The sequence below is a fragment of the Providencia hangzhouensis genome (assembly GCF_029193595.2).
In the GTDB taxonomy this organism is placed as follows: Bacteria; Pseudomonadota; Gammaproteobacteria; order Enterobacterales; family Enterobacteriaceae; genus Providencia; species Providencia hangzhouensis.
In genome coordinates, this window is the sequence record NZ_CP135052.1 from 911,326 (window position 1) to 930,495 (window position 19,170).

The 19,170-nt window shown below is 41.9% G+C and carries 17 protein-coding genes; 2 read left to right on the forward strand and 15 right to left on the reverse strand.

Annotated features, from left to right (window positions below):
- Positions 1-220: 220 nt before the first annotated feature.
- The 15 genes from PZ638_RS03940 to PZ638_RS04010 form a co-directional block, all read right to left on the reverse strand.
- Positions 221-703: a FidL-like protein gene (locus PZ638_RS03940; protein ID WP_110592374.1), complete on the reverse strand. Its 483-nt coding sequence runs from the start codon at positions 701-703 to the stop codon at positions 221-223.
- The gene (locus PZ638_RS03945; protein ID WP_110592373.1) at positions 693-1,511 is read right to left on the reverse strand and encodes a winged helix-turn-helix domain-containing protein; all 819 of its coding nucleotides are present in this window, start codon (positions 1,509-1,511) and stop codon (positions 693-695) included. Before PZ638_RS03945 ends, PZ638_RS03940 begins: the two co-directional genes overlap by 11 nt.
- Positions 1,512-1,874: 363 nt before the next feature.
- Complete coding sequence (gene hpaC, locus PZ638_RS03950; RefSeq protein ID WP_004905327.1) at positions 1,875-2,393, reverse strand: 4-hydroxyphenylacetate 3-monooxygenase, reductase component; 519 nt, start codon at positions 2,391-2,393, stop codon at positions 1,875-1,877.
- A 19-nt stretch (positions 2,394-2,412) separates the two neighbouring features.
- Positions 2,413-3,975, reverse strand: a complete 1,563-nt coding sequence (gene hpaB, locus PZ638_RS03955) for a 4-hydroxyphenylacetate 3-monooxygenase, oxygenase component (protein ID WP_004905326.1) — start codon at positions 3,973-3,975, stop codon at positions 2,413-2,415.
- 518 nt (positions 3,976-4,493) lie between these two features.
- Positions 4,494-5,384 (reverse strand): 4-hydroxyphenylacetate catabolism regulatory protein HpaA, encoded by an 891-nt coding sequence (gene hpaA, locus PZ638_RS03960; RefSeq protein ID WP_004905325.1) that lies wholly within the window; start codon positions 5,382-5,384, stop codon positions 4,494-4,496.
- Between the two features lie 198 nt (positions 5,385-5,582).
- The gene (hpaX, locus tag PZ638_RS03965) at positions 5,583-6,950 is read right to left on the reverse strand and encodes a 4-hydroxyphenylacetate permease (protein ID WP_094962172.1); all 1,368 of its coding nucleotides are present in this window, start codon (positions 6,948-6,950) and stop codon (positions 5,583-5,585) included.
- Between the two features lie 164 nt (positions 6,951-7,114).
- Positions 7,115-7,921 (reverse strand): 4-hydroxy-2-oxoheptanedioate aldolase, encoded by an 807-nt coding sequence (hpaI, locus tag PZ638_RS03970; protein ID WP_004905322.1) that lies wholly within the window; start codon positions 7,919-7,921, stop codon positions 7,115-7,117.
- 10 nt (positions 7,922-7,931) lie between these two features.
- A complete protein-coding gene (hpaH, locus tag PZ638_RS03975) occupies positions 7,932-8,735 on the reverse strand; it encodes a 2-oxo-hept-4-ene-1,7-dioate hydratase (RefSeq protein WP_004914311.1) in 804 nt (267 codons plus the stop codon).
- Positions 8,736-8,855: 120 nt separating this feature from the next.
- Complete coding sequence (locus PZ638_RS03980; RefSeq protein ID WP_144141144.1) at positions 8,856-10,319, reverse strand: NAD-dependent succinate-semialdehyde dehydrogenase; 1,464 nt, start codon at positions 10,317-10,319, stop codon at positions 8,856-8,858.
- Positions 10,316-11,542, reverse strand: coding sequence for a Bcr/CflA family multidrug efflux MFS transporter (locus PZ638_RS03985; protein WP_272674221.1), 1,227 nt, complete (start codon positions 11,540-11,542; stop codon positions 10,316-10,318). Before PZ638_RS03985 ends, PZ638_RS03980 begins: the two co-directional genes overlap by 4 nt.
- A gap of 40 nt (positions 11,543-11,582) precedes the next feature.
- Positions 11,583-11,966, reverse strand: coding sequence for a 5-carboxymethyl-2-hydroxymuconate Delta-isomerase (locus tag PZ638_RS03990; RefSeq protein ID WP_004905302.1), 384 nt, complete (start codon positions 11,964-11,966; stop codon positions 11,583-11,585).
- 9 nt (positions 11,967-11,975) lie between these two features.
- Positions 11,976-12,857, reverse strand: a complete 882-nt coding sequence (gene hpaD / locus PZ638_RS03995; protein ID WP_164455016.1) for a 3,4-dihydroxyphenylacetate 2,3-dioxygenase — start codon at positions 12,855-12,857, stop codon at positions 11,976-11,978.
- Positions 12,858-13,097: 240 nt separating this feature from the next.
- Positions 13,098-14,564: a 5-carboxymethyl-2-hydroxymuconate semialdehyde dehydrogenase gene (hpaE, locus tag PZ638_RS04000; RefSeq protein WP_094962174.1), complete on the reverse strand. Its 1,467-nt coding sequence runs from the start codon at positions 14,562-14,564 to the stop codon at positions 13,098-13,100.
- The gene (locus PZ638_RS04005) at positions 14,564-15,343 is read right to left on the reverse strand and encodes a fumarylacetoacetate hydrolase family protein (protein ID WP_136134805.1); all 780 of its coding nucleotides are present in this window, start codon (positions 15,341-15,343) and stop codon (positions 14,564-14,566) included. The genes hpaE and PZ638_RS04005 overlap by 1 nt, the downstream gene beginning before the upstream one ends.
- On the reverse strand, positions 15,343-15,972 hold the full coding sequence (locus PZ638_RS04010; RefSeq protein ID WP_112307868.1) for a fumarylacetoacetate hydrolase family protein: 630 nt from the start codon (positions 15,970-15,972) through the stop codon (positions 15,343-15,345). Before PZ638_RS04010 ends, PZ638_RS04005 begins: the two co-directional genes overlap by 1 nt.
- Before the next feature lie 431 nt (positions 15,973-16,403).
- On the opposite strand from PZ638_RS04010, the gene hpaR reads away from it, so the two are divergent.
- Positions 16,404-16,859 (forward strand): homoprotocatechuate degradation operon regulator HpaR, encoded by a 456-nt coding sequence (hpaR, locus tag PZ638_RS04015; protein WP_004905292.1) that lies wholly within the window; start codon positions 16,404-16,406, stop codon positions 16,857-16,859.
- Between the two features lie 522 nt (positions 16,860-17,381).
- A complete protein-coding gene (locus tag PZ638_RS04020) occupies positions 17,382-19,163 on the forward strand; it encodes a ShlB/FhaC/HecB family hemolysin secretion/activation protein (protein ID WP_164455018.1) in 1,782 nt (593 codons plus the stop codon).
- Positions 19,164-19,170: the final 7 nt, after the last annotated feature.

Sequence of the window (19,170 nt, forward strand, 5' to 3'; positions counted from 1 at the left end):
GTAAAATGGAATAAAACTCTTTGATTTTAATTAAATTTGAATTATTTAACTTATATTTAGTTTTTTTTAATATGTATCAATGTTTTTATGCTAATTTAATTGTCTGTGAAATGTTTAATGTTTGTGCTTTTAAGGTGTTTTAAGGTTGGGGGTGTTTAGAAATAAAAAAAATGCATCAAAATATCAATATTTGATGCATTTCTTATGATTTTTTTTGGTGCTACAGAGTGCAAATAAAAAGTGGAGAGAAATTTTCTTCAAAAATATAACTTGTGTCGGTTAATTTTTTTATTTTTAAAAAATAAAGTTGGTTAATTTCAGGAACACCTCGAATATTGATTTTGTCTTGAGCCTGATCAGCTGGGTCTATAAATATATTTTCAACGCGTAAAAAAAAATGGTCACCTAAGTATTCATGTTTCATCAGAAATTTTCGTGAAATAGTATAGTTTTTACCATTATCACTAATGCTTCCATTCATGATGAATGTGTGTTGGTCAGGTTTATTTTCGTTAGGGATAACACTTAGCAGGTAAAATCCTTTTAAGGTAGAACGATGGTCAGAGATATTTATTTTTAAGGTTGTTTGGCAATCAGGAATAATAGGAGTGTTAATTATGTGATGAACATATAAGCTAATGAAAACCAAAATTATAGATATAAAGGACAAAAAAAACATTCTTGTTGATATTTTATTTGACATAAAAATTCTCACAGCTCACAGTTGCACTTTCTTTCGGTACTGTTGGGCAATAGGACAAAAATAGGAAGTTGTCATATAAATTTTTATCATTTGCTACGATACCAACATTATAATAAAAAACAGTTGCTGGCTTTTTACAATCTAGGTTTAATTTCGTGAGTTCATTTTGAATTGTCGCAAAGCTGATGGTTGTTGTATCGGGTTTATGGTAACTATTAATGTAGCGGATACTGCATTGATCGATACGACCAACTTCAGGGTATTCTGTTCGGCTTGCAAAGAAATAACTTTTAAAAAGGTATAATAAGCAAAAAATAATGAGTCCAATAAGTGAAATTTCAACATATCGGTTATTCAACATGTAGCTTTTTTTATTTTCGACTGCTTGGGGGGAAGTCCCTTCGGGTACTTTTGATGAAGAGTCTAGTTCTTCCTCACTAGTGAATAAAGCTTTGTGATTATTATCACTAATTTCCTGTTGCTCATTTTCAATTTTCAGATCAGCAGAAAATTTAATCCCAACTTTAGGTACAGTCGTGATAATTTCATCATCAGAAAAAGATGATAAATGGCGTCTGAGTACAGAGACACTACTATTAAGGTTATTATCGGAGACAACTTGGTTATGTTCCTCCCAAACCCGACGTAATATGGTTTCTCGGTCAACAATATCATGATTATTTTGCACTAAGACTAATAACAAACGGTTTAAGGTGGTTGTTAGTTTTAATGCATTATTAACATCGTCGATATATAACAGCCCCTGATGACTGTCATAATTAATATGATTATTAATCAAATAGTTCATTTTTAGATTGATTTTATTTATAGGAAAAATATTTATATTATTTGAGTTTATACCTGTTATTTATGTTATGTCAATTAAGCATATTTGGTGTAATTTTGAAAGTTATTGAAAATCATATAGTTAAGTTTTTATTTACGCATGTTATGTTTAAGGCGGGAGGTTGAAGAGGTATTTATTTTTTTTAGAAAAACACTATTTTTTTAACATTATACAAAATAACTAATAGTTATTATGCGTAAAAAATTTTAGGCTGAAACATTTTATGAGGAGTAAGTCTGTTGCTAGCTATTATTTTGGCTAAACGATGATATATAAAAAATAGCCTCAAATATAAGAGGCTATTTCATATAAATACTTTACCAATTAAGCCGTTGGCTCAAGGATTTGGTGCATAACAGGATGGAATTTACGTTTAAAGTAAACGAGACCATGCCCAGTATCGTTAACAATGATTTGTTTCATTTCAACCATGTAGACAGAGTGCGTACCGATATCTTGAACTTGAGTTATTTCACCTTCAAGGTTGGCAAGCGCGTTTTTTAACATTGGTTGCTGTAAAATACCGCTTTCCCATACACTCCAGCCAAAACGTTCTTCCATCGTTGAACCTTTCATACCTGCGAAATGGCATGCAAGTTCTTCTTGTTCATGGCTTAGCACGTTGACACACAGGCGGCCATTCTTTTGAAATACCGCATTCATAGCGCTATTGCGGTTAACACAGACCATCAAAGTGGGTGGCGTATCTGTAACTGAACAGACTGCAGTGGCTGTAATTCCACAGCGACCCTCAGTCCCATCCGTGGTGACGATATTGACTGCTGCACCAAGACTTGCCATCGCATCTCTGAAACGCAGGCGATGTTCATTTTCTAAAGACATTTTGACCTCCTGCTGCCGACTATTTCAGCAGCGAATCTAACTGATTAATATCATTGTTGTTATGCAGGTGTGGACGTTTCCATCCGTGTTGATCGTAGTCTGATAAACAGCGATCAACCATATCTGTCATGGCTTTCATATTGCCAGAACCGTATGCATGACGCAGACATTGCAGACGAATTTCATCTTGGCTTCCTGCGTAGTTAATTTCATACAGTTCATGGCGACCACCAAATTCACTACCGATTGCATCCCACATGAGTTTAAGGATCTTAATACGTTCAACGTGATCCATACCATTAGAGCCGCGAACATATTTAGCTAAATACTTATCAATTTCTGGATTATTCATATCACGAACGCTTGATGGTAGGTAAATCAGGCCACTTGTCACGTTACTTTCAATGATATTCTTGATTTTGGTGTAAGCCATTGGTGCCATAACACGGTAAGTTTGTATAGCTTGAGTATCGGGTAGATAAGCGCCGCCTTCCCATGCTTGTGCTTCAGAGGTCATTGCATCGGTTAATGACCAGAACAGATTACGCCACGCAACCACTTCACCCAGATCAGCTTGTACACCACGGAAATCAATAACACCTGTACATTCTAAACTTTTTTGTAACAATCCGGTAATGAAGTCTAATTTAACGGCTAAGCGGACACAAGCTTGTAATGGGAATAAACGTGCAAAACCACCTTGAACTGCCCAATTACGTGCACGGTCGAAATCACGATAAATTAATACGTTTTCCCATGGAATTAACACATGGTCCATCACCAAAATGGCATCATTTTCATCGAAACGGCTTGATAATGGGTAATCAAATGGTGCGCCAGTTGCACCAGCAACTAATTCATAAGATGCACGTGAGATTAATTTCACGCCATCTGCGTCCATTGGTGCAACAAACATCAATGCGAAATCAGGGTTATCGCCCATGACTTGTGCGGAACCAAAACCAATAAAGTTATAGTGTGTTAACGCTGAGTTGGTCGCAACAACTTTAGCACCACTGACGATAATCCCCGCATCTGTTTCTTTTTCGAGTTTGATATAAACATCTTTAACTTCATCAGCTGGCTTGTGACGGTCGATTGGTGGGTTAACAATGGCATGATTAAAGTACAGGCCACTTTCTTGAATACGTTTATACCAGTGACGTGCGTTGTCTGCAAACTGACCATAATATTCTGGGTTAGCGCCTAAACAGCTGGCGAATGCCGCCTTATAGTCTGGAGTGCGTCCCATCCATCCGTAGCTCTGACGTGACCAATCTGCGATAGCGTCACGCTGTTGGCGTAGTTCATCGGCACTTTTAGCGAAACGGAAGAATTTGTGAGTGTATCCGCCGTTTCCTGTGTCGGTGTTCCAGCAAAGTTGGTCATGAGTCGTTTTATCATGAAGCGCATCATATAATTGTCCTATAGAAGCGGCTGAATTACGAAAAGCGGGGTGAGTGGTGACGTCTTTTACACGCTCGCCATAAATATAGATTTCGCGGCCATCTTGTAAGCTTTTTAAATATTCTTGGCCATTAAAAGGGCGTTTAGCATCTGAACGAAAATCTTCTGGTTTCATGTCTACCTCGTTATCTCACAATGAGGGCTTGCATTGATAGGGTACAAAGGTTGCAAGCGAAATATGTTAATTTTATGTTTGTTTTGTGTTTCTTAATTGAATCGCTTTACGAGGGAGTTTTAAAGAGACTTTCTAAAGGTTTGCTGGTACTTTTCGTTGGGAGCTGTGTTTTGTGAAAGAAATGTGATCATCTCGATGTTTTGATATTAATATAAATTTTTATTTATCTTACAGTGCATTGATTATTAATCATTAATTAAATGGTTATTATATTAATATTAATATTTTTTCTTGGGTTGTTTGTTCTTTTTTTAATCTTCACATTCACTTTTTGTTAAGCATTATTAGCATCTTTATAAAGTTAAAACAAAATTTATAAGATATCAAAAATGTTTTTAAAATGTAAAATTATTTGAAGAGTGGTTTGTAGAGATAGGTTAGAAGTAGGTATGATATAGCGTTCAGGAGGCATTGATGATTTTTACCTAAAAATACGGATAAAATCACTAAGCCTCTCTTTAATGAATGTTTTGTTCTCGCCATAGGCTAGGAGAGCACCCGACTAACCGGTTAAAAAATCGCGCAAAATAGGCGGGGTCTTTGAAACCGAGCTGGTAGGCAATTTCTGAAACGGGGCTGTCGGAAAACAGTAACATCCGCTTAGCTTCACGCAATATTCGGTCAAAAATCAACCTTTTCGGTGGCCGGTTAGCAAACCGCCGGCACATATCTTTAAGGCGTGACTCTGTGACATCAAGTTTTTTGGCATATTCAGGTACCGCAAGGTGTTCATGATAATGTAAGTCAATGAGCTGATTAAAACGTTGGAATAGGCGGTGTTCGCCTCTAACCCCCGTTGTAGGGTGCTCATCAAGTGGAATAGAGCGCAGTAGAAAGGTAAACAGCGCTTGGGCTAAAGAGGCGAGGGCTTGGTCTTTGCCAATATAGTTATTCGCCGATTCGCGAGCCATCAATGCCCAATAATGATTAAAGGTATCGATATCATCAGGCTTATCGGCAACAGATAAGCAAATAGCAGGGATATCGACCAAATCTGGATTCGCTGGGTACAATGAGCTAAGAAGAGGCGTGATCAGGTCTTGCCGTACGGTGAGTACGTGGCCATCAGTGTCTTCTTGAGTGAAAAATGCATGTGCAACCGAAGGGGGCGTAAGAATAAAGAGCGGCGCTTGAACAGAATAGCGCGACTCATCGAGCTGCAAAGTAATATGGCCCGTAACCAAATAGTGCAACTGGAAGAAACCATCATGGCGATGAGCTTGCATGTCGCGACCAAAGAAGGCGGCCATGTTGCCAAAGGTTTGGTAGTGGACGTCGTCGGTGCCTTGGGTTTCGTCGTAGTCTGTGCTGATGTCAATATTCGTAATTAAAGTTGAGTTACCCTTCATTCTTCGGCTCGCAGCGTTGTTGGCCTCACAAGCCAACCCTAGTCACATACTTCAGTATGCTCCTAGGGATTAACTTGCTTGCCGCCTAGCTGCAAACCAAATTATTTTGGGTAACACCCTTTAATAATTATTTGCAGCATAAGTTATTAAAACATTTAAAACATTTAAAACATTCAAAACATTCGAACCATCAAAATTTTAAGGTGTTGCCCTTGGTCTTGAGTTTTTCATTGGGATAGCAATGACTAACAGCGCACCGACCACCAATAGGCCTGCAACAAAATAGAGGCCAGAGTTAAAGCTACCGGTTTGGTCTTTCAGCCAACCGATAAGGAGTGGGCTGACAGCGGAACCTATATTACCTGTTGCGTTGATAACCGCAATACCGATGGCACGAGCACGTAAACTGATTGACTGGTCTGGGGTTGTCCAGAACACTGCCATCGCAGTAAATGAACCTGTTGAGGCCATAATAATACCAATCAACTGAATGACGGGATGGCTTGTCATCGCAGCGAGAACCCATCCTGCGGCCGCAAATAAATACGGTAGTGCAGTATGCATTTTCCGTTCTTGTAACCTATCAGAACGGCGACTCCAATAGATCATTCCTAAGATAGTACAAAACTGTGGGATTGCAGTTAATAGCCCAATCATGGCATTACTACTGCCTTCATTGAAGCTTTGCATGATCTGCGGGGTCCAAATATTAATCGCACTTAACGTATTGGTTAAACAGAAATAAGCGACGGTATACATTAAGATCACAGGGGTGAAAATTTCTTTCCATAAGCTTTTGTTCTGCAATGCGGTATGGCTTTTGGAACCATGCGGCTGGACGAGTTCCAGCTGGTCTTGGTCCATCATTTCTTGCAGTGTGTCTTTGTCTTCTTGGGTCAACCATTTGGCTTTCTTTGGCGAATCATCAAGATAGAACCAAACTAGCACACCGAGGATCACGGATGGGAAACCTTCTAGTAGGAACAGCCATTGCCAACCTTTTAGGTCTAAAATGCCATCCATACCTAGAATATAACCGGATGCGAGTGAGCCGAATGCCATGGTGACTGGCATCGCAATCATAAATAAGGCATTAGCACGAGCGCGGAAATAGGCAGGGAACCAGTAAGTCAAATAAACTAAAATCCCGGGTAAGAAGCCCGCTTCAGCGATACCCACTAACATCCGTAGGACGTATAAACTGGTTGGCCCTGTGGCAAACATGGTGGCTGTAGAAGCAATACCCCAAAGCACCATGATGGTGGCTATCCAGCGGCGAGCACCAACAATCCCCAACATGATGTTACTTGGAATACCAAAGATTACATAAGTGGCATAGAACAAGGTCGCGGCTAAGCCGAACATGGTGGAAGTTAGGCCAATGTCTTTCCCCATGGTTAGACCCGCAAAGCCAATATTAATACGGTCTAAGAAGGAAAAAACAAATAGCACAAATAAAAATACAATGAGACGTTTAAATAACTTATTAATCACCCGCTGCTGCGGTTCGGTTAAATTTTTATGTTGTTCAGCAGGGTTAGTGCTTGCAAGTTGTTGATTACTCATATTGTAGGGCCCTCAATTCTTTCTTTTACAGATTATTATAGGTACAAGGGACGAGTAAGCAGTCATGGTGCTGTCTGCCCAATGTTGCGATATTGATTTCTTAATTTATCTAATTAAGTTATTTGTCTGTAGGGTTAAAATTAACTTATTTAGAGACAGTTTAATTAATAAACGCTTGGTGCACTCGAGGCCACCTCTGAGACGGTTTTACCAAATTTTGCTGCTAGCGCTTCTGCGGTACGTGCTAGTAGCGTGGTATCAACCCCGACGGCAACAAATAGTGCGCCGAGTTTAAGATAATGTTCAGCGACATCTGGGGCTGCCATTAAAATACCGGGTGCCAAGCCAGCCTCACGAATTTGTACAATTGCTTTTTCGATTGTGGCTTTGACTTCAGGGTGGTTAGGGTTCCCTGAGAAGCCCATATCTGCGCTAAGATCCGCAGGGCCGATAAACACACCGTCGACACCTTCAACTTTTAGGATCTCGGGAAGGTTATTCATGGCTTCACGGGTTTCAACCTGTACTATCACACACATTTCATCATTGGCACGGGTTAAATAATTAGGTACTCGGTTCCAACGAGAAGCACGTGCCAAAGCACTGCCGACACCGCGTATCCCAGCTGGCGGGTAACGTGTTGCGCGCACCGCTTGCTTGGCTTGCTCTGCATTTTGTACCATCGGTAGCAAAAGGGTTTGTGCGCCAATATCCAGTAATTGCTTAATGATCACCGGATCATTCCACGGTGGGCGTACCACGGGCTGTGACGGATAAGGGGCGATCGCTTGTAATTGAGATAATGTCGTTTGCACATTATTTGGTGCATGTTCACCATCAATTAATAACCAGTCGAAGCCTGCACCAGCAAGTAATTCAGCACTATATGGGCTGCACAAGCCAAGCCATAAACCGATTTGCGGTTGACCACTTTTTAGTGCTTTCTTAAATTTATTTTCTAAAATATCCATGCCATTTTCCTTACACGAAGCGGCAGCTAATTGAACCCATATTGCCGTAATCAACGTGGAACACATCACCTTTACGAGCCGGAACAGGGCGTGTAAATGAGCCACCTAAGATAATTTGACCAGGCTCAAGTTGCACATTATGCGGTGCTAATTTATTTGCTAACCATGCCACGCCATTTGCTGGGTGATTGAGTACAGCGGCTGCCACGCCAGATTCTTCAATGACGCCATTACGATATAACAGGGCGCTAATCCAACGCATATCCAAATCGCGTGGTTTGATTGGGCGACCACCTAAAATTACCGCGCCATTTGCTGCGTTATCCGAAATGGTGTCGAACACTTTGCGTGGGCGGTTGGTTTCAGGGTCAACGTTATGACAACGCGCATCGATCAGCTCAAGGGCTGGGATCACATAATCAGTCGCGTTATACACATCAAAGATGGTGCAATTTGGCCCACGTAATGGTTTCGCCAGTACGAATGCTAATTCAACCTCAATACGCGGTACGATAAAGCGGTCTGTTGGAATATCACAGCCGTCATCAAAAAACATATCGTCAAGAAGCGCACCGTAATCAGGTTCATCAATCTGTGAACTTGCCTGCATGGCTTTGGATGTTAGCCCAATTTTATGGCCTTTTAGCACACGTCCTTCAGCAATTTTTACGCCAACCCACTCTTTTTGGATAGCGTAAGCATCGTCGATCGTCATTTCTGGGTGATCGAGTGAGATCTGACGGATTTGCTCACGTGATTTTTCAGCCTGATTTAGGCGCTGCGCGATTTGTGATATGACATCTTTTTGTAACATGCTGTTAATACTCCTATTCACCTATTCTATTTCGAGAGCAGCGCTGCACTAAAGCGCTTTGCTGCCACTCGGACTATTCAAGGTGTAAATTGAATGCGTACCCAGCGGTACTCAATTTAACTAATTGGAAAGACCACCAAAGCAGAGGTATTTCACTTCCAAGTAATCTTCGATTCCGTAGCGTGAACCTTCACGCCCCAGACCTGACTGCTTAATGCCACCAAATGGGGCCACTTCATTTGAAATAATGCCTTCATTAATACCCACCATGCCGCTTTCTAATGCCTCAGCAACACGGTAGATACGCCCGATATCTTTTGAATAGAAATAAGATGCCAAGCCAAATTCAGTATCATTGGCAAGATCAATAGCTTCTTGCTCATCGCGGAATTTAAATAAAGGTGCCAGTGGGCCGAATGTTTCTTCTTTAGCGACTTTCATGGCTTCAGTGACGCCAGTGATAACGGTCGGTTCAAAGAACAAGCCACCTAATTCTGCCGATTTACCACCAGCGATGACTTTTGCACCGTGGGAAACGGCATCAGCAATATGTTCAGTGACTTTATCGACTGCGGCTTGATTAATCAGAGGACCCTGCTGGGAGTCTGCTTGTGTGGCAGGGCCGATTTTCAGTTCATTCACGGCTTTTGCCAAACGAGCCGCAAATTCATCGTAAACGCCTTCTTGGACTAAAATACGGTTAGCACACACACAAGTTTGCCCGCTATTACGGAATTTAGCCGCTAATGCACCTTGTACTGCTGCATCTAAATCGGCATCATCAAACACGATAAATGGCGCGTTACCACCGAGTTCCAGAGACATTTTTTTCACGGTGTTAGCGCACTGTTCCATCAGCAATTTACCAACTCGTGTTGAACCCGTGAACGTGAGCTTACGAACGATTGGGCTAGAGGTCATCACGCCGCCAATGGCTTTAGCATCCGTACCTGGGACAATGTTAAATACACCAGCAGGAATACCGGCTTCTTCCCCTAACGCTGCCAACGCTAATGCAGATAATGGTGTTTCTGCCGCGGGTTTTAATACCATCGTACAGCCTGCTGCTAGCGCAGGGCCGACTTTACGGGTGATCATGGCGTTTGGGAAGTTCCACGGTGTGATAGCCGCAACCACCCCCACGGGTTGTTTTATCGTCACAAGGCGACGCCCCGGTAAAGGTGATGGAATGGTTTCCCCATACACACGTTTACCTTCTTCAGCAAACCACTCAATAAAGCTGGCACCGTAGGCAATTTCTCCCATCGATTCAGTGATCGACTTACCTTGCTCAGCACTGAGTAACTCAGCCAGTTCTTTTTGGTTATCCATCATTAAACGGAACCATTTATTTAAAATTTGGCTGCGCTCTTTGGCGGTTTTAGCACGCCATGCCGGCAGGGCTTTTTCTGCGGCTTCGATAGCTTGTTGAGTTTCTAAAGCACCGATATTGCTGACGTTAGCGATAACTTCGTTATTGGCTGGGTTAGTGACCTCAAACACACCTTTATTTTGGGCATCAACCCATTGGCCGTTGATATAAGCTTGTTGGCGAAATAACGTAGAATTGGTATTTATGCTCATTTTTCGTTGTTCTCCGAAGACACTGATTGGACTTGTGGGCGGATATTTTTAGCTGATAGCTGTTGGCTAACAAAACTTAACCCGGCACACAGCGCCATAACAAGTGCCATAGCGAATGGGGATTCATCTTGTAATACAGAAACTGCAACGCTGGCGACAGCCGCTAAGGCAAACTGAATAGAAATAGCAAGTGCACTGGCACTTCCTGCAATTTTCCCGCGATGTTGCAGTAATAGTGACAAACTGTTGGTGCCGATAGCATTGACCATCGATAAGAACAGCACGACTAGAATAACAATTATGGGCAAACTTTGTTGGTAAAATATGAGTAACAGCAGACCAAATGCTAATTGAAACCCACTTTGTATAGTCAGTATGCGCGTTAAACTATAGGTTTTTAGCAGTTTAACGTTCAACAACAACATGACAATCATCCCCAAGATGTTACAACCGAACAGCAAACCATAATGTTGTTCAGAAACACCGAAATAATTGATGTACACAAACGGTGAACCACTGATAAAGGCAAACATACCGGCAAAAGAGAATGCCATGGTGCCAATAATACTCAGTGCTTCTCGGTCTGTGAGCACCTGTGCATAATTCTTAAAAGCGACACAAAGTATATTTTCAGAACCGCGCTGGTGGGTTAGAGTTTCAGGGAGTAAGAAAAAAATCGCACACACCGAAGCCAAGCCAATTACTGCCAGCAAATAGAAAATCACTTGCCACTGAAAATGAACAAGTAAAAAACCACCTAAAAGTGGTGCCAGTAATGGCGCTATCATGGTCACTAGTGTCATTAATGACAGCACTTTAGGTAGTTCATGAGCAGGGTAAACATCCCTTGCAATCGCCCTAGCCATAACAATGGCCGCTCCACTACCAAAAGCTTGCAGCGCTCGGAATACAATCAAGGTATTTGCGTTGGTGGCTTGTGCGCATAACAAACTGGCAATAGTGAAAATGGCAAGGCCACTTAACAACATTTTCCGCCGGCCAAGAAGGTCACTTAATGGGCCATAAAACAGCATTCCCACGCAGAAACCAGCAAAAAAAGCCCCAAGGGTGTACTGTATTTGCCCTTGAGTGGCCTGTAATGCAATTCCCATTTGAGGGAGGGCTGGGAGGTACATATCGATAGACAATGGACCGAATGCCACTAATGACCCCAGTAATGGAATCAAGTAGTGCGGTATGTGTTTATCGAAATTTTTAACCATCTTGCCCTCTCAATAAAACGAAGAATAAAGCTTTAAACTCTTAGCCCTTAAACAAGGCATGAACATTGTTCTGTTTATAATTTAAAACAGGATCAAGCTCTTCCATGGTAAAAGACAGCGCGAGGTAACGTTTTGCCATTAAATCGGCAAAGTGGGTTTTGATCAGGTCGAAAATCATTTCCCCCGTTTTTTGCCTATCTTCAAGAGAGCGCCCAGCACCGATCTTCAACGTCATATGGACAAAAGCATAATCGTGCTTGCCATCGGCCATTTGCCAAGTATCCAGCCAAATAGCACGACTACGAATGCCACCTAATGGGAAGATACCGGTTCCCGCGAGGGCTTCATTCACTTTGGCGAAGAGCTCAGGTAGTTGAGCTTCATCACGAATATTTTCTGTACATTCTGCATAAAAATGAGGCATAACAATTCCTTATGCGGTGACAGCTTGTTTATCAGTAATATAGCTTGGTAGTGGGAACACGGCATTGATTTGCCCTGTGCCTGAGCTTGCAAACAAGTCAGTTAAGACTTCCACTTTCTCAGCGTATTTATCCCAACCTAACATACCTAACAGCATCACGGTGTCGTGCATATGGCCTTCGCCATAGCAGTAATCTGCGTATTCAGGCAACATTTTGCAGAATTCTTCAAAACGACCTTCACGCCAAAGTTTGACGACACGTTTATCCATTTGCTCATCAAATTCACGCGTGTAGCTGTTCATGCCATCTTCGGCTTTTTGGTCATCAATAAAGCGGTGTGATAATGAGCCACTCGCTAATACAGCGACGGTGCCATTGTATTTTTCAATCGCGGTTAGTACGGCTTCACCTAATTTGCGGCTGTCTTCAAAACTATGAGAAGTACAGAATGCTGAGATTGAGATAACTTTAAAGTGACGGTCACTATTCATATAGCGCATAGGAACTAATGTCGCATACTCAAGGGTTAAGCTTGGGATTTCATGAGCTTGAGCACGAACACCTAACTTACGCGCTTCCTCACCAATCATTTGGCCTAATACCGAGTTCCCATCGTATTCATATTCCATATCGCGAATAAAATGTGGAAGTTCATTACTGGTGTAAATACCTTTAAAGTGGTCAGCACAGTTAATGTGATAGGCGCTGTTGACTAACCAGTGCGTATCAAAAACGATGATGGTATCAACGCCTAATTCACGGCAGCGGCGGCTGATTTCTTTATGCCCATCGATAGCGGCTTGGCGGCATCCAAAGTTTTTACCTGGTAGTTCTGATAGGTACATGGATGGGACGTGTGTTATTTTTGCGGCGAGTGCCAACTTACCCATTTCATCCTCTCTTACCCGTTATATTTTGAGCTGTAGCGGTGTTGGCCGCACAAAACCACCCTAATCACATACTCATGTATGCTCATAGGGATGATTTCGCTTGCCGCCTAGCTACAACTCAAACTATTTAGGGTAAGGAACGAGTTTACCCATAATTTGTTGTAGCTATTATTTATCATGAATCATTTACAGTTCAAATTTTCATGGGTATCTAATTGATAAATAAAATAAATTTATGAATCACACACCCCAGCGAGGGATGTTGTGGTCTCCGTAGGAGATACACACGTTCTTCATTTCTGCGAACACTTCGAAGCTGTACTCGCCACCTTCACGACCTACACCGGAGGCTTTGACACCACCGAATGGTTGGCGCAGGTCACGCACGTTTTGGGTGTTAACAAACACCATTCCAGCTTCAATACTGCGTGATAAACGTAAAATCTTGCTGACATCTTGCGTCCAAATATACGAAGCAAGGCCGTACTCAATATCATTTGCCATGCGTAAACCGTCTTCTTCAGATTTAAACGGAATTAAACAAGCCACAGGCCCAAAGATCTCTTCTTGGGCGACACGCATGCGGTTATCGACATCAGCCAGTACGGTAGGACGTAAGAAATTACCGCCTTTGAGGTGGTCAGGTAGGTCAGTCGGTTTGTCTGGGCCACCCGCTAACAAGGTTGCGCCTTCTTCCATACCTAAACGAATATAACCCGAAACCTTGTTCCAGTGCTGCTGGCTGATCAATGCACCCACTTGGGTTTTCGGATCGTTCGGGTCACCGACGATCAAGCGGTTTGCACGTTCCGCAAAGCGTTTAACAAACTCAGGATAGATACTTTCTTGGATGAAAATACGTGAGCCAGCCGTACAGCGTTCGCCATTAATGGAGAAAATCGTAAACAGGGCAGCGTCTAGTGCACGCTCAATATCCGCGTCTTCAAAGACCAGTACCGGTGATTTACCCCCTAATTCCATGGAATACTTTTTCAAGCCTGCATTTTGCATAATAGTGCGGCCAGTAGCCGTGCCCCCAGTAAAGGAAACCGCACGGACATCATGGTGTTTGACTAAAGCATCCCCAGCAGTGCTACCATAGCCTTGAACCACGTTCAAAACGCCCGCTGGAATACCGGCTTCCAGAGCCAGTTCACCAAGGCGATTCGCTGATAATGGTGATAACTCAGACATTTTCAGAACCGCAGTATTACCCAGTGCTAAACAAGGGGCGGTTTTCCATGTTGCGGTCATAAATGGCACGTTCCATGGGGAAATCAGCGCACAGACACCCACAGGTTGAACCAAGGTGTAGTTCATCATCTTGTCATCAACAGGGTAAGTACGGCCATTCATTTGCTGGCAAATTTCAGCAAAGAATTCAAAGTTGTGTGAAGCGCGTGGGATCAACACGTTTTTAGTTTGGTGAATAGGCAAACCAGTGTCTTTGGTTTCCATTTCTGCAATTTGCGGGACATTTTCGTCGATCAATTCACCAAGGCGACGCATTAAGCGAGCGCGCTCTTTCATCGGGGTATTGGACCATTTTGGAAATGCGTCTTTTGCTGCGGCAACGGCTTGGTTGATTTCGTCTTGTCCACCCGCTGCGACTTCAGCGAGTACTTCACCCGTTGCAGGGTTGGTGGTTTCAAAATAGTCTTTGCTAGCAACGTTTTTACCGTTGATCCAATGATTAATCTTAGTCATTACACACGTTCCTCATAGTCTTTTTCGCTGATAATGGTGTTGACCAGTTTGCCAACACCTTCAACTTCAACAATGACTTCGTCACCCGGCACGACATCAGACAACCCTTTTGGTGTCCCTGTCGCAATCATGTCTCCCGGTTGCAGTGTCATAAAGTCACTGAGGTAAGCAATTAAAAATGGAATATCGAAAATTAGATCGGCAGTGGTGCCTTTTTGACGTAATTCACCATTAACATAGGTGTATAAAGCTAAGTTATGTGGATCTTTAATGGCGTCTTTATCGACGATCCAAGGGCCGATCGGCGTTAAGGTATCGCGGCTCTTAACACGTAAATTTGGGCGATAATAGTTCTCTAAATAGTCACGGATCGCATAGTCATTACACACGGTATAACCTGCGACATAATCCATGGCATCTTCTCTTGAGACCTTGTGAGCCGTTTTTCCAATCACCACCACTAACTCAGACTCATAATGCATATATTCAACATTATCAGGGCGAACAGAAACTTGGCGGTGGCCCGTTAAGCTGCTTTCTGCTTTTAAGAAAATTAAAGGTTCTTCAGGTGGCTTAAATTCTAATTCGGCAGCATGGTCCGCATAGTTCAAACCAAGGGCAAATAACGTTCCTTGAGCAGGGGGTAACCATTCAACATCAGGAGAATCACCCGTGACTACATCCCCATTAGGTAACGTAATGGCTTCGTTATCACCAACGGTGACGGAATATTCAGTGCCTTTAAAAAGGATTTTGGCGCGTTTTGTTATCGTAGACATTATTTTCCTCCTGCTGCCACAACGGTATTTTTCAGGCTAGGAAAGCCTTCCGCTTGGATAACCACGTCATCACCGGGTTTGATGGTGACGCGTTGCTGTGGCGTTCCGAGCAGGATCACATCCCCTTGCTTTAAGGTGGCAAAGTCACTTAATGCAGCCACTAACTCGCTAGCATCGCGGATCAGATCTTTTGTTGACCAGCGATCCACTTCTTTGCCATTCACTAGGGTGATGATATCGACAGGAGTATTTAGCGAAGTAGCCACCATTTCACCGATTGGGCAGAAAGTATCACGGCATTTTGCTTTAATTGCAGGGCGATAGAAGGTGTCTTCTGGCAAGCTCACTTCATTTGCCAGCGCAAACCCAGCAATAAATTGATGAGCATCCTCTTTACTGACTTTGCGTGCATTTTTACCGATCACCAAAGCAAGCGTAGCGCCACTTTGCACTTCTTCACCTATAGGGTGCAAAATTTGCTCACCTGAATTGATACGCGTATTACGCGGCTTAATAAACCACACAGGGGTTTTTGGTGGGGTCTTATAAGGGGCTTGCTGGAATGCCTCAAGCCAATGGCTAAGCTGGCTTTGGTGATTGAGGGCAACGGCAAATACAGTGCCTTTCATTGACAACTCCTTAATGAAAAGAATTCAACTTTCGAGTAATTATTAATATATTAATAAAGTATAATTTTTAAATTAGCAATAGGTTTATGTAAATGTTAATTTTAATTGTGATCTCATTAACATAATTGAGTCACCTTTCTGTAACATGCTGTTATAAATGGATTTATTATTTTTTCAATTTTTTTTGATTTACAAAAAATTAACTTTAAAGTTGAATTTTAAATTATTTACTCATTAATATTTTAGGGTTTTTCTTTGAGATTGTTATTTGACCGTGCTACTCTTGAATAAGGCAAATTGGTGATGTGGAAATTCATGGTGATAACCAAAGGGTTTCACTAAAGCATTGCGCCAATAAAGCACTGTGGCAGCCGCCATAAAATACCTAAATTGGGCTAAATAACGTTAATTAAGTGGTGAGTTTTAAGCTTATGCATGAATCATTGACAATTGCATTATTGCAGGCAAGGGAAACCGCAATGGGTTTTTTCCGGCCGATATTAAAGTCGTATAATTTGACTGAACAGCAATGGCGTATTATTCGCGTTTTAGCTGATAAGCGTTCAATTGATTTTCATGAATTATCAGTCCAAACCTGTATTCTGCGCCCAAGTTTAACGGGGATCCTAACCCGTATGGAGCGCGAAGGTTTAATTTTCCGCTTAAAACCGTTGAATGATCAGCGCAAGTTATATGTCTCTTTGACACCTGCAGGGCAAGAGCTGTATGACAAAGCGCGGCAGGAAGTGGAAGAAGGTTATCAAAAAATTGAGCTGGCTTTTTCGCCAGAGAAAATGCAGCAATTAACCGCGTTGTTGGATGAGTTAATTGCTTTAGAGAGCCCAGATTATAGTAATATCGCTGCTGATAAGAGAAAGAGCGCCTAAATTTTCGTCATATTTCGAGCTCTAGCTGTGTTGGCTTCTTTCGGCTATTTGGGTCACATACTGATGTATGCTCCCCAAACTATCCTCAATTGCCGCCTTGCTAGAGTTCGAACTATTTAGAAAATTAATTTGTCTTCGTCATATTTCACATTGTGACATTGTTGCTGGCGCTGGCTACTGGGTCACATATTGGTGTGTTTTCATCGGACTTTCTTCAATTGTCGCCTTCTTATAATTCGAATTATTTAGAATATAGTTATTACTTAAATAATTCACTTTTCCGTTTAGATTCACTGAAGTTGAACTTCATTTATACTTTTAGTTGAGTAGCCAATCCCTCACTATCATATCTTATTTGTAATTGTGAAATTACCTATAGGTTACTTGTGACAAACTCTTCAGAAAAATCATTCCTAATAAAATCAAATGATTGATTTTCAGTATATGGCATTAAATTTTATTATTAATTGCGGTTTGGTTAGATTAATATAATAAAATGGCGCAAAAAAAATCATATTAAGAATGAAAGTATTAATTTTTAGTCATGGTGGATTTTTTTATCTAAAAACAGTTAATGAGAATAAGTTACATTACGGTAAATTTACTGTTCGTAACGAAAATTTAGATAACATGACAAAATATCAAATTATATGGCGTTTATTATACTTATCGTTGTTTATGATTTCGCCTTATGGCTACACGGAAAATCAATTATTCCCTTCCACGAATGAAAGTATTCAATTTGAACAGAAACAACGGTTAGAATCGGAGTTAACCCAACGTAATCTATTGGAAAAACACAATGTAATCACTGTTGATGATACTTTTTCCAAACACGGTCAAGATGAAATTTGTTTCCCGGTCGATAAGATCCAATTTGTCGGTGCCACACAACTCACCAGTAAAACTCAGACTCAGTTAACCTCACCTTACTTAAAACGCTGCCTCACGCTAGGTGAAATACATGAGCTCACTAAGCATGTGACTAATTACTATATAGAACAGGGGTTTATTACCTCTCAAGCCATCATTCCTGAGCAAGATTTATCGTCACATCATCTCGCCATACAAATGATTGAAGGAAAGATTGAAACTATCGAGATTGAAAACTCCCCTAAGCGTTTAGCTCATCAAATATTCCCTCATCAACAAGGAAAAATATTAAACCTACGGCATATTGAACAGGGGTTGGAGCAACTCAACCGGTTATCGTCCGCTAAGTACACTATCGATATCCAGCCAGGAAGCCAAAATGGCTACTCTCGGATTATTATTCACCAGCAAGGGAAAAAGTGGCCTATCACGGGCCAATTGAACTTCGATAATTCAGGGATGAAAGCAACAGGAAAACAGCTGATTACCGGCGGTTTGACGGTAGATTCCCCATTAGGGTTTGGTGAGCAGTGGTCAGTCTCGGCCAATACCGATATGGATGGAAGTACATCCCATCATAATCGTTATATCGTTGCGAATGTGAATGTGCCTTATGGTTATTGGTCATACCGTTACCAATTATATCGTAATAATACATTACAGCCGTTTTATACATTGGATCAGCAATACCGTTATGAAGGCAAAAATACCAACCAACAATTTGATATCAGCCGCTTAATTTATCGCGATGGAAAACAGCGTCTAACCTTACAAGGCAGTTTGAAACATAAAAATGCCCGCACTCAGCTAGCTTCCCAAACCCTGAGTATCAGCAGCCCAACCTTAACCTCACTCTCGTTTACCCCGCAGTACAGCACTACCCTCGGACAAGGCTACTTCACGTTAAACCCTGCTGCTGAATGGGGAATATCCGCCTTTGGCGCCTCACCGGACACCCTCGCGAAAGACTCACCGCGCAGCCATTACCGCAAATTCAGTCTAAGTAGCAGTTATCAGTATTTTTTCGCTAATGGTTTGACTTATTTAACCTCATTTTACGGTCAATATTCGCCCGATAATTTATACGGCATTGAACGCATAAGTATTGGAGGCCAGTATTCTGTCCGTGGCTACCATGAGCAGTCTTTGAGTGGTAACCGAGGTGGCTATTGGCGTAATGAAATCAATAAAGGCATCGCTAATACGGCAATTGGGCAACTGCGTTTTATCGGAGCGCTAGATTACGGGTTTATTGCCTCAGATACGTACCACGTTGAACATGACACTTTAGCCGGCGGAGCCGTTGGCCTCTCTTTTACAGGCAATAGCCTAATTTATTCTCAGTTTCTACTCAGTAAACCTTTGCATTATCCCTCACAACTTAAACCAGACAATTGGTCGGCTTATTGGTCGGTCTCATTCTCTCTGTAGCTTTACG